Here is a 14,523-nt window from a genome sequence, read left to right on the forward strand (position 1 = left end):
TACCGGGCGGTGATCAGCGCTCGCTGTCGAGGTGTGTCATCTGTGCCTCGGGATAACGGTCACCCGCAGCGGCACCGGCCGGGATGGCCTCCTCGATCGCGGCGAGGTCCGCCGAGTCCAGGCTGATGTCGAGGGCGCCGAGCGCCTCCGTCAACCGGTCCCTGCGACGGGCGCCGACCAGGGGCACGATGTCGTCGCCGCGGCTGAGCACCCAGGCGATCGCGACCTGCGCGACGCTGGCGCCCTTCTGCTCGGCGATCTTGCGCAGCGACTCGACGAGGTCGAGGTTGTGCTGGAGGTTCTCGCCCTGGAAGCGCGGGCTCATCCCGCGGAAGTCGTTCGCGGCGAGCTTGCGGTCCCGGCCGAAGTGCCCGGAGATCAGGCCCCGCGACAGGACCCCGTACGCCGTGATGCCGATGCCGAGCTCGCGGGTGACCGGCAGGATCGCCTCCTCGATACCGCGGGAGATCAGCGAGTACTCGATCTGCAGATCGGAGATGGGGGCGGTGGCGGCGGCCCGCCGGATCGTGTCCGCGCCGACCTCGCTCAGGCCGATGTGCCTGACGTGTCCCTTCTCGACGAGCTCGGCGATGGCGCCGACGGTCTCCTCGATCGGTACGCCGGGGTCGACGCGGGCGATCCGGTATACGTCGATGTGGTCGACGCCCAGGCGCTGGAGTGAGTACGCGGCGAAGTTCTTCACTGCGGCAGGCCGGCCGTCGTAGCTGGACCAGCCGCCGTCCGGGTCTCGCAGAGCGCCGAACTTCACGCTGGTCAGCGCCTTTTCGCGGTGTGCGGCGGGGGCGGTGCGCAGGGCCTCCCCGATGAGCATCTCGTTGTGCCCCATCGCGTAGAAGTCCCCGGTGTCGAGCAGGGTGATGCCGGCGTCGAGGGCCGCGTGGATGGTGGCGATGGACTCGCCCCGGTCGGCCTCGCCGTAGAGCGCGGACATCCCCATGCAGCCGAGCCCGATGGCGGACACCTCGGGACCGGTGGAGCCTAGAGGGCGGGGGTGGAGGGTGGGGGAGGTGGGAATGGTGGGGGACATCAGGCGCTCCTTCGATCGGTGCCGTCAGTTCGATGGTTCGGTGTCTCCCTATTCACGATGACATGACAGCTGACAGATTTCAATATCTGTCAGCTGTCATCTGTTATCCGTCAGGTGTCACCTGTCACCTGCTCCCTGCCATGTGAGGGGTGGGAGTCGGCCCCGGCCAGCCCCGGCCAGCCCCGGCCATCGCAGGCGGCTCAGGCCGGCCCCCGGCTCAGCTCACCACCCGTGGCAGCCTCAAGCTCAGCGCTGTCGTCAGGGCTATGCCCGCCAGTTGCACCAGCAGGGTTGTCACCAGTGCGTCTCGCATGCCCAGGCTCGGGGTCAGGGTGAGGAAGAGGGAGCCGAGTGTGGCTACGCCGAGGGCCAGGGCCGACTGCTGCGTGGTGATCATGACGCCGCTGCCCACTCCCGCCCGCGTCGCCGGTACCTCGGACAGGATGAGCCGGAAGAGTATGGGGAGTTGGAGTGCCTGGCCCGCGCCCGCGAGTGCGGCGCCCGGCATCAGTTCGAGAATGCCCAGGTCGGGCCAGGTCCGCCAGGCCGCGAGGGCGATGAGGGCCACGCCGGTCCCCTGGATGATGCCGCCCGCGGTGACGATCCGGGTGCCGTACCGGGCGATGAGGCGTGGGCCCGCGAGGGATACGGCGAAGAAGACCGCGGCCATCGGCGCGAGAGACAGGCCCGCCGGCACGGGGCCGAGGTGTTCGCCCTGCTGGAGCGCCACCGCGATCACGAACATGAAGCCGCTGAACCCGATGGAGAACGGCACGATCATGATCAGACCGCGGCGCAGTGAGACGAGGGCGAAGAGGCTGGGCGGGACCAGCGGGGTGCGGCCGTGCCGGTCTGCCCGGCGTTCCACCTGGTAGAAGGCGTACGCGATGAAGGGGAAGACCGCGAGTGAGACCCATGTCCACAGGGGCCAGCCGGCCGCCCTGCCCTCGGTCAGGGGTGCCAGGAGCGTGAGCAGGGACGCGGCGAGGAGTACCGTGCCGGGGCCGTCGACCGGTTCGGGGTGCGGGGAGCGGGTTTCGGGGACGGCGCGGGCTGCCAGGAAAAGGCCGACCAGGACGACGGGCACGTTGACCAGGAACACCGAACGCCACCCGGTCCCGAAGACGTCCGCTGCGACGAGGACGCCGCCCAGGATCTGGCCGACGACCATGGACAGACCCGCCGTGGCGCCGTACAGGCCCATGGCCTTCGCCCGGCGCCGGCCCGTCGTCGTCGACTGGATGGTGGCCAGGACCTGCGGGAGCATCGCGGCCGATGCGGCGCCCTGCGCGACGCGCGCGGCCACGAGCGTCCAGGCGTCGGGGGCGAGGCCGCAGGCCAGTGAGGTCAGGCCGAAGGCGATCATGCCGCCGAGGAACAGCCTGCGCCGGCCGAAGAGGTCGCCGAGCCGTCCGCCGAGGACGAGCAGGACGGCGTACGCGAGTCCGTAGCCCGCGACGACGAGTTCGAGGAGTGCCTCGCCCGCGGCCAGGTCGTGGCCGATGGTGGGCAGGGCGACGTTGACGATGAAGAAGTCGATGAGGGGGAGCGCCGCGCCGACCAGCACGGTGAAGAGCCCGAGTCCGCCGAGTGCCGGTGGGGCCGTGGCGGTGCGGGTTGTGGTGGCGACAGTGAGGGAACGGGTCCCGGTTCCGGTCATGGGTACCAGCGTCGTCCGGCGCTCAGACTGGTACCAGAGTGTTCTTATCCTGGTAGAAGGACTACCTGGCAACAGGCTCCGTGGCGCGGCAGGCTGGAGGCATGACCACGATGGCGCGGACGACGAAGACGACTGCGGCTCAGGCACAGGCACAGGGGCAGGCCGGTGAGTCCCCGCGCGAGTCGCCCAAGCGGGAGTCCGAGATCCGGCGGCACGAGCTCGCCGACTTTCTGCGCAGCCGTCGCGCCCGCATCACCCCCGAGCAGGTCGGGCTGCCGCGTGGCCGGCGCCGGCGGACCCCCGGGCTGCGGCGTGAGGAGATCGCGCAGCTGTCCGCGGTCGGGGTCACCTGGTACACGTGGCTCGAGCAGGCGCGGGACATCCAGGTGTCGGTGCAGGTCCTGGACGCGCTGGCCCGCACGTTGCTCCTCGATGTGAGTGAGCGCGCGCATCTGTTCCAGCTCGCAGGGGCCGTCGATCCGTCGCCCGCGGCGAGCTGTCAGACGGTCACGCCGGCGCTGCGGCTGATGCTGGAGAAGCTGGAGCCGCTGCCCGCGTGCATCCAGAACAGCCGGTACGACATCCTCGCGTACAACCGCACGTACGGGCGACTGCTGGGCGACCTGGACGCGGTGGCGCCCGAGGACCGCAACTGCATGGTGCTGATCTGCACGAACGAGCAGTGGCGGAAGTCGTTCGTGTTCCTGGAGGACACGATCCGGCTGATGGCGGCCAAGTTCCGTGGGTCGATGGCCGGTCATCTGGGTGAACCTGCCTGGGAGTTGCTGCTCAAGCGGCTCGAGGACGAGTCGCCGGAGTTCCGTGAGGCGTGGCAGCTGCACGAGGTGGTGGGCACGCGCAGCAAGACGAAGTACTTCCGCAACGCGCACGTCGGGCCGCTGTCCCTGGTGCACACCGATCTGTGGCTCGGCCCGGACCAGGGGGCCCGTCTGGTGACGTACACGCCCGCCGACGAGGAGTCCCGGGAGAGGCTCGACCGGCTTCAGGAGCTGGCGCCGGCCGTGTCCTCCTGATTTCCCGGCTGCTCCGGGTATCGGGCGGTCGGTGAGGAGGTCGACCAGGGGTGTGGTGACGCCGGAGCCCACGAGGGTCCCTCAGGCCGCGTGGGCCGGCGTCGGCCGCTTCAGGAGCTGGCGCCCGCCGTGGCCTCCTGAATTTCCGGCTGTTCCAGGCAGCGGGCGGTGCGCTGGGCGGTGGCGCGTGCCCAGCGGCCGCTGGTGAGGAGGCCGACCAGGAGTACGGCGACGCCGCAGCCCACGATGATCCACCAGCCGCCGCGGCTCGCGTCGACGAACCTGGTCGCGTACGAGGACGTGCCGACGCCCGACGCGATGCCCGACGCGAGGACCGCGCCGATGACGGCGACGCCGAGGGTCTGGCCGATCTGCCGGCTGGTGGAGGCGACCGCGGCGGCGACGCCGGCCTGCGCGCGGGGCATGCCCGAGACGGCGGTGTTGGTGATGGGGGCGTTGACGAAGCCGAAGCCGAGGCCGAAGAGGACGTAGCCGATGAAGCGGGTCACGTTCGACGTCTCCGCCTCGAACGCGGCGAACAGGACGCCGCTCGCCGTCATCGCGATGCCCGCGACGAGCAGCGGGATCCTGGGGCCGCGACTGCCGACGATGCGGCCGGAGACCGGGGCGCACACCAGGGTCATGGCCGCCATCGGCAGCATCCACAGGCCGGCGTCGAGGGCGTTGAGGCCGCGTACGTTCTGCAGGTAGAGCGTCGACAGGAACAGGAAGCCGCCCAGTGAGGCGAACGCGCTGATCGCGATCACCGTGGCGCCGCTGAAGGGTGCCGAGCGGAAGAAGCGCAGGTCGATGAGGGGTTCGGCGCGGCGTGGCTCGTAGGCGATCAGACCGGCGAGGGCCGCGAGGGCGAGCAACGCGAACGTCATGATGACCGGGGACGTCCAGCCCTCGGCGGGGGCCTCGATGATCGCGTAGGTGAGGGAGCCGAGGAGCGTCATGACGAGGAGCTGGCCGACCGGGTCGGGGCGGCGCGGCTTGGGGGCGCGGGACTCGGGGACGTAGCGCATGGTCAGCAGGAGGGCGGCGAGGCCCACCGGCAGGTTGATCCAGAAGATGGAACGCCAGCCGACCGAGTCGACGAGGACGCCGCCCACGATGGGGCCGGCGGCCATGGAGATGCCGACGACGCCGCCCCAGACGCCGATGGCCCGGGCGCGCTCGCGGGGCTCGGTGAACGTGTTGGTGATGATCGACATGGCGACGGGGTTGAGCATCGAGCCGCCGACCGCCTGGACCATGCGGAACGCGATGAGGGACTCCAGGTTGGGCGCCACGGAGCACAGCACCGAGCCCACGGTGAAGATCACCAGACCGGCTTTGAATATCCGGCGGCGTCCGATCCGGTCGGCCGTCGATCCCGCCAGCATCAGGAGCGAGGCGAGGACCAGCGTGTACGCGTCGATGGTCCACTGCATGCCGGAGACGCTCGCGCCGAACTCCTTCTGCATGCTCGGCAGCGCGACGTTCAGGACGGTGTTGTCGAGGCTGACGATCAGCAGGCTCATGCAGCAGATCGCGAGGACGAGCATCCGCCGGCGGTGGGTCAGTGGAGGGGGCATGAAACCGACGGTAGCCCGACCGCGGGCGGGGCCGCCCGCCAGGTGGGGGACAATGGAGAACCGCCCCTGCCCGCCGCCCCACGTTTTCGGAGAGCCCGCCCGATGTCCCAGCAGCTCACCATCGGTCCGCACCTCGTGCAGCCGCCTGTGGTCCTCGCGCCCATGGCCGGGATCACGAACGCGCCCTTCCGCACCCTGTGCCGGGAGTATTCCGGCGGCAAGGGCCTCTTCGTGAGCGAGATGATCACGACGCGGGCGCTGGTCGAGCGCAACGAGAAGACCATGCAGCTCATCCGTTTCGACGCGAGCGAGCAGCCCCGGTCGATCCAGCTGTACGGCGTCGATCCGGCGACGGTCGGCAAGGCCGTTCGGATGATCGCCGAAGAGGATCTCGCGGATCACATCGACCTGAACTTCGGCTGCCCGGTGCCGAAGGTGACGCGCAAGGGCGGCGGCTCCGCGCTCCCGTACAAGCGGAATCTGCTGCGGGCCATCCTGAAGGAGGCCGTCAGCGGGGCCGGGGACCTGCCGGTCACGATGAAGATGCGCAAGGGCATCGACGACGACCACATCACGTTCCTCGACGCGGGCCGGATCGCCGTCGAGGAGGGCGTCACGGCGATCGCCCTGCACGGGCGCACCGCGGCACAGCACTACGGCGGTACCGCCGACTGGGACGCCATCGCGCGTCTGAAGGAGCACGTCCCGGAGATCCCCGTCCTCGGCAACGGCGACATCTGGTGCGCCGACGACGCGATGCGGATGATGCGCGAGACCGGCTGCGACGGTGTCGTGGTGGGGCGTGGCTGCCTGGGCCGGCCGTGGCTGTTCGGGGATCTCGTCGCCGCCTTCGAGGGCACGGGCGCGCCCGCCGCGCCCGACCTGCGCAAGGTCGCCGAGGCGATGGTGCGGCACGCGGGGCTGCTCGGCGAGTGGATCGGTGACGAGGCACGCGGTGTCATCGACTTCCGTAAGCACGTGGCCTGGTACCTGAAGGGCTTCTCGGTCGGCTCCGAGATGCGCAAGCGGCTCGCCGTCACGTCGTCGCTCGCCGAACTGCGCGCGGGGCTCGACGAGCTGGACCTCGACCAGGCGTGGCCCGTGGGCGCGGACGGGCCTCGCGGCCGTACGTCCGGCAACAACCGGGTGGTTCTGCCGGACGGCTGGCTCAAGGACCCGTGGGACTGCGCGGGCGTCAGCGAGGACGCCGAGCTGGACACGTCCGGCGGCTGAGCCTTACGCGTACCCGGGCCGCCGTCATCCCCCGACCGTCGTCATCCCCCGACCGCCGTGAGCAGCGCGAGCGGCGCCGCCGCCGAGCGTGACTCGCGCTCGCACGCGTGCGGGTAGGGGACGGGCGCCGGGTGCGCCTCCCGCGCGTACCCGGCGAGCACCTCGGGCAGCCGGTGGCCCGAGGCCGCGGCCGCCTCCACCAGCGCGTGCGCCACCGTCCGCGCCTCGTCGTGCAGCCCGTAGCGGGCGAGCCCGAGCGCGATCAGGGCGTTGTCGTGCGGCCACACCGAACCCCGGTGGTAGGAGAGCGGGTGGTACGCGCCTTGACCGGCAGCGAGCGTGCGCACCCCCCAGCCGGAGAAGAAGTCGGGCTCCAGGAGGCGCCGGCCGACCACCTCCCCGTACTCCTTGTCGAGCAGCCCGGACCACAGGAGGTGGCCCGCGTCGGACGCCAGCGCGTCGACGTGCCGCCCGTCGCCGTCCAGGGCGAGGGCCGGGAACGCGCGGTCCGCCATCCAGAAGTCCCGCTGGAAACGGTCCCGCAGATCGGTCGCCGCCTGCTCCAGGAGGTCCGCGTACACCGGGTCGTCCCAGGCCGTGCGGGCGAGCGCGGCGGTGCGGCGCAGGGCGTCGTACGCGTAGCCCTGGGCGCCCGCCGCCGTCACGGGTCCCGTGGGGCGGCTGCCGTCGGCCGAACAGATGGCGCCCGGTGAGTCCTTCCAGTTCTGGTTGGCGAGGCCGCCGCGGTCGGCGCGGTAGACGAGGTAGCCGCGTGAGGTGAGGCCGCCGTGGTCGAGCATCCAGCTGACGGCGGCCCGCGCGTGCGGTTCGAGGCGGCGGGCCGTCGCCACGTCGCCGGTCCGGTCCGTGTACGCGCCGAGCAGGACGAGGAACAGGGGCGTCGCGTCGACCGAGCCGTAGTAGCGGGCGAACGGGACCTGTCCGAAGTGCGCCAGTTCGCCGTGCCGCACCTCGTGGACGATCTTGCCGGGCTGGGCGACGGCGTCCTCCGTGGACTCGGTGGCCTGCGTCGCGGCGAGCACCGGGAGCGTCGCGGCGGCCAGGCCCGGCCGGTACGGGAGAGCGAACAGGGAGGTCAGGAGCGCGTCCCGGCCGAGGAGTGTGAGGAACCAGGGGACGCCCGCGCCCGGCACGCTCAGCCGCTCGCCGTCCGGGCCGGTGGCCGGCACCTGGAGCACGGCCAGGTCGGCCAGGCCCCTCGTGCACGCCGCGGCGAGACCGGGCCAGGCGGCGGGCAGGGTGATGTCCCGCGTGAACTCCTCGGTGCGCGCGGCGAGTTCGGCCGCCGCGTCGGCGGGGGACGCGGGGACCGGGGTGCCGGGCGCGCCGTGCGGGCGGGCCGCGACGCGCAGTCTCAGGTCGGCCGTGCCGTGCCCGGCCAGTTCGAGGGCCCAGACGAGGCGGCGGGCGCCGGTGCCGGTCTCCTCGACGGCGTCGGGCGCGGGTTCTGCGGTCACCGTGGTCGATGAGCGCCACTCGCCCCGCCGGTAGCCGAACCGGACGCCGTCCTCCAGGGCCGACCGGGAGCGGACGGCGCCGGTCTTCGTGTAGGTGCGGTGGTCGGCGCGCAGCTCGAACTGGTCGGTGAAGTCGGCGTCGACGGTCAGCGCGAGCCGTACCGTCGTCGGCGCCGCGCGGTTGGAGACGACCCGCAGGGTTTCGACGAACGCGCTGTCGGCCACGGCCTGTTCGCGGAACAGTGTGTACGCGGGCGGCTCCAGGCGGCCGCCGCGCGGCACGAGCACGCAGCGCGCCACGCCCTCGCCGGCGCCGGTCCGCCCGGCCGTGTCCCCGCCCGGCGGTCCGGCGGGTGTCAGTACCTCGGGCGCGGCGCCGTCCGCGGTGAGCTGCCAGCGGCTCAGGTGCCGGCCGTCGCGCACGAACAGGCCGTCGGGCGAGCCGGATCCGCGTACGCCGCTGATGTCACCGCTCGGGCCGATCGCCGCGAACGTGCCGCCCCGCACGAGCAGTTGATGCTGTCGGTCCGTCATCCCCAGGTCCCTCCCTCGTGCCGCTCCCGCGGCTCCTGCAGCAGATCCAGGGCGAGCGCGGCGCTCCAGGCGAAGCCGCGCGCGCCGCAGCCGCGTCCCGTGTACGGATCCACGTATTCGGCGAAGGCCGTGTCGAGCGCGGTGCCGAGCAGCTCGGTGCGCAGGCGCTCGGCCTCCGCGTGCTCGCCGTGGAGGCGCAGGCCGCGCTCGATCAGCCAGTTCGTGTTGAACCAGGCCGGTCCGCGCCAGTAGCGGTGCGGGTCGAAGGCCGGTCCCGTCAGGTCGTAGCTCGGTACGAGCCGCACCGCCGTGCCGAGGCCGAAGCGGGGGCCGCGAGCGGTGCGCAGCAGGCCGGCGGTCACGTGCCGGGGGAGCGTCGGCAGGATGAGCGGGATCAGGCCCGAGACGCCGTACTCCGGGATCAGGGCCGGGGGTGACATCTGCCGGGTGGCCGTCCGGGACGTGTCGTGTCCCGGTGCGCGGGGCGTGGGGTGGCTGTCGGTCACGCGCAGGTCGCGGCAGAAGAACATGCCCGTCGCCGGGTCCCACAGGCGCTCGACCAGCGCTGCCGTGAGGCGTTCGGCGCGGGCGTGGCGGGCCGTGCCCGTGGCGCCGAGTTCGCAGGCGATGCGGGCGAGGGCGTGCTCGGAGGCGATCAGAAGGGCGTTGAAGGAGGGGTCCTCGACGGCGAACTCGCCCTGCCCGTCGGCGTATCGGCCGTCCCGGTAGTCCGTGGCGAGGCGTACGTACCGGCCGTAGTCGAGGTCGGTGGGCCGGTCGTCGGGCGCGCCGTGCTCCAGGTCGGCGCGGCGGAACGCGCGCGCGGGGGCCGGGGCGATCCGGCTCAGCGGGGCGTCCCAGCAGGGGCTGTTGTCCATGCCCTGCTCCCAGGGGTGGATCACCGAGGCGAGGCCGCCGCCGCCCAGGTCCCTGCGGTGCAGGAGATAGCGGTGCCAGGCCGCGAGCTTCGGATGGATACGGGCCAGGAACGAGCGGGACCGGGACAGCCCGGGGTCGGCGCGGTGCACGAGCCACGCGGCCAGCGCGTGCACCGGCGGCTGCACGATGCCGGAGGTCTGCACGGCCCGCGGCGCACCGGCCGCCCGGCCCGAAGCGGAGGAGCGCCAGAAGTCGGGGCTGGGAAAGTAGGCGTCCAGAGGGACGGAGGGGTTGAACACGATGTGCGGCACCCGGCCGTCGCCCCACTGGGCGGCGAACAGCGTCTCCAGCTCCAACTGGGCGCGCAGCGGCGACACATGGCGTGACCCGATGGCGACGAACGCGGAGTCCCATGACCACTGGTGCGGATACAGGGTGCGGGAGGGGACCGTGGACGTGCCCGTCCAGTTCGTCTCCAGGACCCGCGCGGCCCGATCGTGCAGCGCGGCCCGCTCGCGCGGGGGAGCGGCGGCGGCATCGGAGGCGCGGCGCGGAGCCGCACCGGTCCGCCGGGTTGTGCGGTCCACACGAACTCCCACGGTCTGTCAGTTAAGCCCTATCCAGCCTAGAGTTACGTCTACTTAACCAGCAAAACCCAATATGTAACGCGCAGTTGACGAACGCAAGGGGTGCGAATGGCCGGGGACCGGACGAGAGAGCGGCCGCGGAGCCAGGCGAGCGCCGGGGACCTCCTTCACCTAGTGCGCAGCGGCCGGGCGATCACGCGCGGCGCGCTCCAGGAGGCCACCGGGCTCTCCAGGGCCACCGTCGGCCAGCGCCTCGACCGGCTCTTCCGGGCGGGCTGGCTGCGTGAGGGAGCGGGCGGTCCCGCAGGGTCGCCGACGGGCGGGCGGCCCTCCCTGCGCCTGGAGTTCGACGACGCCCACGCGGTCGTCCTCGCCGTCTCCCTCGACACCCGGCACGCGCGCGCCGCCGTCCTCACCCTCACGGGCGAACTGCTCGCCGAGCGCTCCGGCGCCCTCTCCGTCGACGAAGGGCCGGAGCGGGTGCTCGGCGCGCTCGGCGGCTGGTTCGCCGGGCTCCTGAAGGAGGCGGGCCGGAGCGCGGACGCGGTGTGCGGCATCGGGCTCGGGGTGCCGGGTCCCGTCGACACCGCCACGGGCCGCGTCGTGCAGCCGCCGATCATGCCGGGCTGGGACGGCTACGACATCAGGGGCCGCCTGGGCCGCGCCTTCGCCGAGCAGACGGGCGGCGAGGGCGGCGAGGGCGGCTCAGGTGACGCGGCCGGAGTCCCGGTTCTCGTCGACAACGACGCCAACCTGATGGCCTACGGCGAGCAGCGCACCGGTCACCCGGGCTGCGCCGCCTTCGCCCTCGTCAAGGTGTCCACCGGCATCGGCGCGGGCGTCGTCGTCGGCGGCCAGATCTACCGGGGCATCGACGGGGGAGCGGGCGACATAGGGCATATCCGGGTGCCCGAGGGTGCGGGCACGCTGTGCCGGTGCGGCTCGTACGGGTGCCTGGCCGCGGTGGCCAGCGGGCGCGCCCTTGCGCGGCGGCTCACGGAGGCCGGGGTGCCGGCGGAGTCGGGATCGGATGTGCGGGAGCTGCTCGCCGAGGGGCACCCCGAAGCGGTGCGCCTGGCACGGGAGGCCGGACGCAGCGTGGGCGAGGTTCTGGCGACGGTGGTGACGCTGCTCAACCCGGGGGTCCTGATGATCGCGGGGGATCTGGCCGGAACCCCCTTCCTCACGGGCGTACGCGAACTGCTCTACCAGCGGGCCCTGCCGCGCTCCACCGCTCATCTGGACGTGGTCACCGCGCGGCTCGGTGAGCGGTCTGCCCTGGTCGGGGCGGGTGCGCTCGTCGTGGAGCACCTCTACGCGCCGGACCGGGCGGAGGAACGGCTCGCGGCGCTCGGCCTGTGAACGCCCGCTTTCCGTCCGGATGGTGACATCGAGGGGTCCGTAAACGGCGTGATTCTCGCCACCTCTGATAGGGGCGGCGCTCAGATGAGCATGTTGAGGCCGGTTGTACATTTCTAAGGCATGGCACTGAGTGCCACCGCTCGATCATTTACGACTTGAACTCAGATGAGTGTTAGGCGTGCTCACTTGAGCGATATTCGGGGTCTACGGGGGTTGTGTGTTCAAGAAATGAAGACAACCTCTCGCGTGTCGCTATCCATTAGTTACTTTCGATCTAGCGGCGGACGGGTGGTTACGGCCGTATGACGCACAAGTGGACGTACCCAGATGCCTTGGATATGGGTATGTTCCTCGCCGTCAGGGCAGCCACCGAGTCATCGAGGAGTCGAGACCCGTGTCGGAAAACAAAGATCCCCACGTAGTGAAGTTCGTTTACGACTTCACCGAGGGAAACAAGGACCTCAAGGACCTCCTGGGCGGGAAGGGCGCGAACCTCGCCGAGATGACCAATCTCGGCCTGCCGGTTCCTCCCGGGTTCGTCATCACCACTGAGGCTTGCAAGGTCTACCTCGACAGTGGCGATGAGCCGGTGGCACTGCGTGACGAGGTGAGTGCGCACCTCGACGCCCTTGAGCAGAAGATGGGCAAGAAGCTCGGCCAGGCCGACAACCCCCTTCTGGTGTCGGTCCGTTCGGGCGCGAAGTTCTCCATGCCCGGCATGATGGACACCGTCCTCAACATCGGACTCTCCGACAAGTCCGTCCTCGGCCTGGTCAAGCAGTCCGGCGACGAGCGGTTCGCCTGGGACTCCTACCGGCGCCTCATCCAGATGTTCGGCAAGACCGTCCTGGACGTCGACGGAGAGCTCTTCGAGGACGCCCTCGACAAGGCCAAGGCCGCCAAGAAGGTCACGGTCGACACCGACCTCGACGCCTCCGACCTCAAGAAGCTGGTCACCCGCTTCAAGAAGATCGTGAAGACCGAGGCCGGCCGGGACTTCCCGCAGGACCCGCGCGAGCAGATGGACCTCGCCATCCACGCGGTCTTCGACTCCTGGAACACCGACCGCGCCAAGCTCTACCGCCGCCAGGAGCGCATCCCCGGCAACCTCGGCACCGCGGTCAACATCTGTTCCATGGTCTTCGGCAACCTCGGCCCCGACTCCGGCACCGGCGTCGCCTTCACCCGCGACCCCGCCTCCGGCCACCAGGGCGTGTACGGCGACTACCTCCAGAACGCGCAGGGCGAGGACGTCGTCGCGGGTATCCGCAACACCGTGCCGCTCGCCGAGCTCGAGTCGATCGACAAGAAGTCGTACGACCAGCTCATGCAGATCATGGAGACGCTCGAGACCCACTACCGGGATCTCTGCGACATCGAGTTCACGATCGAGCGCGGCCAGCTGTGGATGCTGCAGACCCGCGTCGGCAAGCGCACCGCCGGTGCCGCCTTCCGCATCGCGACGCAGCTCGTCGACCAGGGCCTCATCGACGAGGCCGAGGCGCTCCAGCGCGTCACGGGCGCCCAGCTCGCGCAGCTGATGTTCCCGCGCTTCGACGAGAACGCGAAGGTCGAGAAGATCGGCCGCGGCATCGCCGCCTCGCCGGGCGCCGCGGTCGGCAAGGCCGTCTTCGACTCGTACACCGCCGTCAAGTGGTCGCGTTCGGGCGAGAAGGTCATCCTGATCCGCCGCGAGACCAACCCCGACGACCTCGACGGCATGATCGCCGCCGAGGGCATCCTCACCTCGCGCGGCGGCAAGACGTCGCACGCCGCCGTCGTCGCCCGCGGCATGGGCAAGACCTGTGTCTGCGGCGCCGAGGACCTCGAGGTCGACACCAAGCGCCGCCGGATGACGGTCGGCGGGCAGGTCATCGAGGAGGGCGACGTCGTCTCCATCGACGGCTCCACCGGCAAGGTCTACCTCGGTGAGGTGCCGGTCGTCCCGTCCCCGGTCGTCGAGTACTTCGAGGGCCGCATGCACGCCGGCGCCGACGACGCCGACGAGCTCGTCGGCGCCGTGCACCGGATCATGGCGTACGCGGACCGCGTCCGCCGGCTGCGGGTGCGCGCCAACGCGGACAACGCCGAGGACGCGCTGCGCGCCCGCCGCTTCGGCGCGCAGGGCATCGGCCTGTGCCGCACCGAGCACATGTTCCTCGGCGAGCGCCGCGAGATGGTCGAGCACCTGATCCTCGCCGACACGGACACGGAGCGCGAGGAGGCCCTCAAGGAGCTCCTTCCGCTGCAGAAGAAGGACTTCGTCGAGCTGTTCGAGGCGATGGACGGGCTCCCGGTGACGGTGCGCCTGCTCGACCCGCCGCTGCACGAGTTCCTGCCCGACATCACCGAGCTGTCGGTGCGTGTCGCGCTCGCCGAGTCCCGTCAGGACTCCAACGAGAACGACCTGCGCCTCCTGCAGGCCGTGCACCGCCTGCACGAGCAGAACCCGATGCTGGGCCTGCGCGGTGTCCGTCTCGGCCTCGTGATCCCGGGCCTGTTCGCCATGCAGGTACGGGCCATCGCCGAGGCCGCCGCGGAGCGCAAGAACGCCAAGGGCGACCCGCGCGCCGAGATCATGATTCCGCTCGTCGGCACCGTCCAGGAGCTGGAGATCGTCCGCGAGGAGGCCGAGCAGGTCATCGCCGAGGTGCAGGAGCAGACCGGCGTCGAGCTGAAGCTGGCGCTCGGCACGATGATCGAGCTGCCGCGCGCCGCGCTGACGGCCGGGCAGATCGCCGAGGCCGCGGAGTTCTTCTCCTTCGGCACGAACGACCTGACGCAGACCGTCTGGGGCTTCTCCCGCGACGACGTGGAGGCCTCGTTCTTCACCGCGTACCTGGAGAAGGGCATCTTCGGGGTCTCGCCGTTCGAGACCATCGACAAGGACGGCGTCGGCAGCCTCGTGCGCAACGCCGTGGAGGCCGGCCGCGCCACGCGGCCCGACCTCAAGCTCGGCGTCTGCGGCGAGCACGGCGGTGACCCGGAGTCGGTCCACTTCTTCCACGAGGTCGGCCTGGACTACGTCTCCTGCTCGCCGTTCCGTATCCCGGTCGCCCGCCTCGAGGCCGGCCGCGCCGCGTCGACGTCGACGGGCAGCGACCACCGGTAGGAACCGGTCCGCAAGA

At 71.4% G+C, this 14,523-nt stretch carries 9 protein-coding genes; 4 read left to right on the top strand and 5 right to left on the bottom strand.

Features of this window, described 5'->3' with window-relative positions; translation table 11 throughout:
• Positions 1–13: 13 nt before the first annotated feature.
• Entirely contained in the window at positions 14–1,048 is a 1,035-nt protein-coding gene (locus tag OG758_RS31965) for an aldo/keto reductase (RefSeq protein WP_326713100.1), read from the bottom strand.
• A gap of 217 nt (positions 1,049–1,265) precedes the next feature.
• Positions 1,266–2,708 (bottom strand): MFS transporter, encoded by a 1,443-nt coding sequence (locus OG758_RS31970; protein ID WP_326713101.1) that lies wholly within the window; start codon positions 2,706–2,708, stop codon positions 1,266–1,268.
• Positions 2,709–2,818: 110 nt separating this feature from the next.
• Here OG758_RS31970 and OG758_RS31975 point away from each other — a divergent pair, with 110 nt between their 5' ends.
• On the top strand, positions 2,819–3,742 hold the full coding sequence (locus tag OG758_RS31975; RefSeq protein ID WP_382060581.1) for a helix-turn-helix transcriptional regulator: 924 nt from the start codon (positions 2,819–2,821) through the stop codon (positions 3,740–3,742).
• Positions 3,743–3,852: 110 nt separating this feature from the next.
• On the opposite strand, the gene OG758_RS31980 is transcribed toward OG758_RS31975, so the two are convergent.
• Positions 3,853–5,322 carry an MFS transporter gene (locus OG758_RS31980; RefSeq protein WP_326713103.1) on the bottom strand — a complete coding sequence of 490 codons (1,470 nt, stop codon included), beginning with the start codon at positions 5,320–5,322 and terminating at the stop codon, positions 3,853–3,855.
• A gap of 102 nt (positions 5,323–5,424) precedes the next feature.
• On the opposite strand from OG758_RS31980, the gene dusB reads away from it, so the two are divergent.
• The gene (dusB, locus tag OG758_RS31985) at positions 5,425–6,555 is read left to right on the top strand and encodes a tRNA dihydrouridine synthase DusB (RefSeq protein ID WP_326713104.1); all 1,131 of its coding nucleotides are present in this window, start codon (positions 5,425–5,427) and stop codon (positions 6,553–6,555) included.
• Positions 6,556–6,596: 41 nt separating this feature from the next.
• On the opposite strand, the gene OG758_RS31990 is transcribed toward dusB, so the two are convergent.
• Positions 6,597–8,567: an amylo-alpha-1,6-glucosidase gene (locus OG758_RS31990; protein ID WP_326713105.1), complete on the bottom strand. Its 1,971-nt coding sequence runs from the start codon at positions 8,565–8,567 to the stop codon at positions 6,597–6,599.
• Positions 8,564–10,033, bottom strand: coding sequence for an MGH1-like glycoside hydrolase domain-containing protein (locus OG758_RS31995; RefSeq protein WP_326713106.1), 1,470 nt, complete (start codon positions 10,031–10,033; stop codon positions 8,564–8,566). The genes OG758_RS31990 and OG758_RS31995 overlap by 4 nt, the downstream gene beginning before the upstream one ends.
• A gap of 108 nt (positions 10,034–10,141) precedes the next feature.
• Here OG758_RS31995 and OG758_RS32000 point away from each other — a divergent pair, with 108 nt between their 5' ends.
• Together OG758_RS32000 and ppdK are read left to right on the top strand one after the other, a co-directional pair.
• Positions 10,142–11,395 carry an ROK family transcriptional regulator gene (locus OG758_RS32000; protein ID WP_326713107.1) on the top strand — a complete coding sequence of 418 codons (1,254 nt, stop codon included), beginning with the start codon at positions 10,142–10,144 and terminating at the stop codon, positions 11,393–11,395.
• A gap of 394 nt (positions 11,396–11,789) precedes the next feature.
• A complete protein-coding gene (ppdK, locus tag OG758_RS32005; protein ID WP_266564457.1) occupies positions 11,790–14,507 on the top strand; it encodes a pyruvate, phosphate dikinase in 2,718 nt (905 codons plus the stop codon).
• Positions 14,508–14,523: the final 16 nt, after the last annotated feature.

The sequence above is a fragment of the Streptomyces sp. NBC_01474 genome (genome assembly GCF_035918215.1).
GTDB lineage: Bacteria > Actinomycetota > Actinomycetes > Streptomycetales > Streptomycetaceae > Streptomyces > Streptomyces aureus.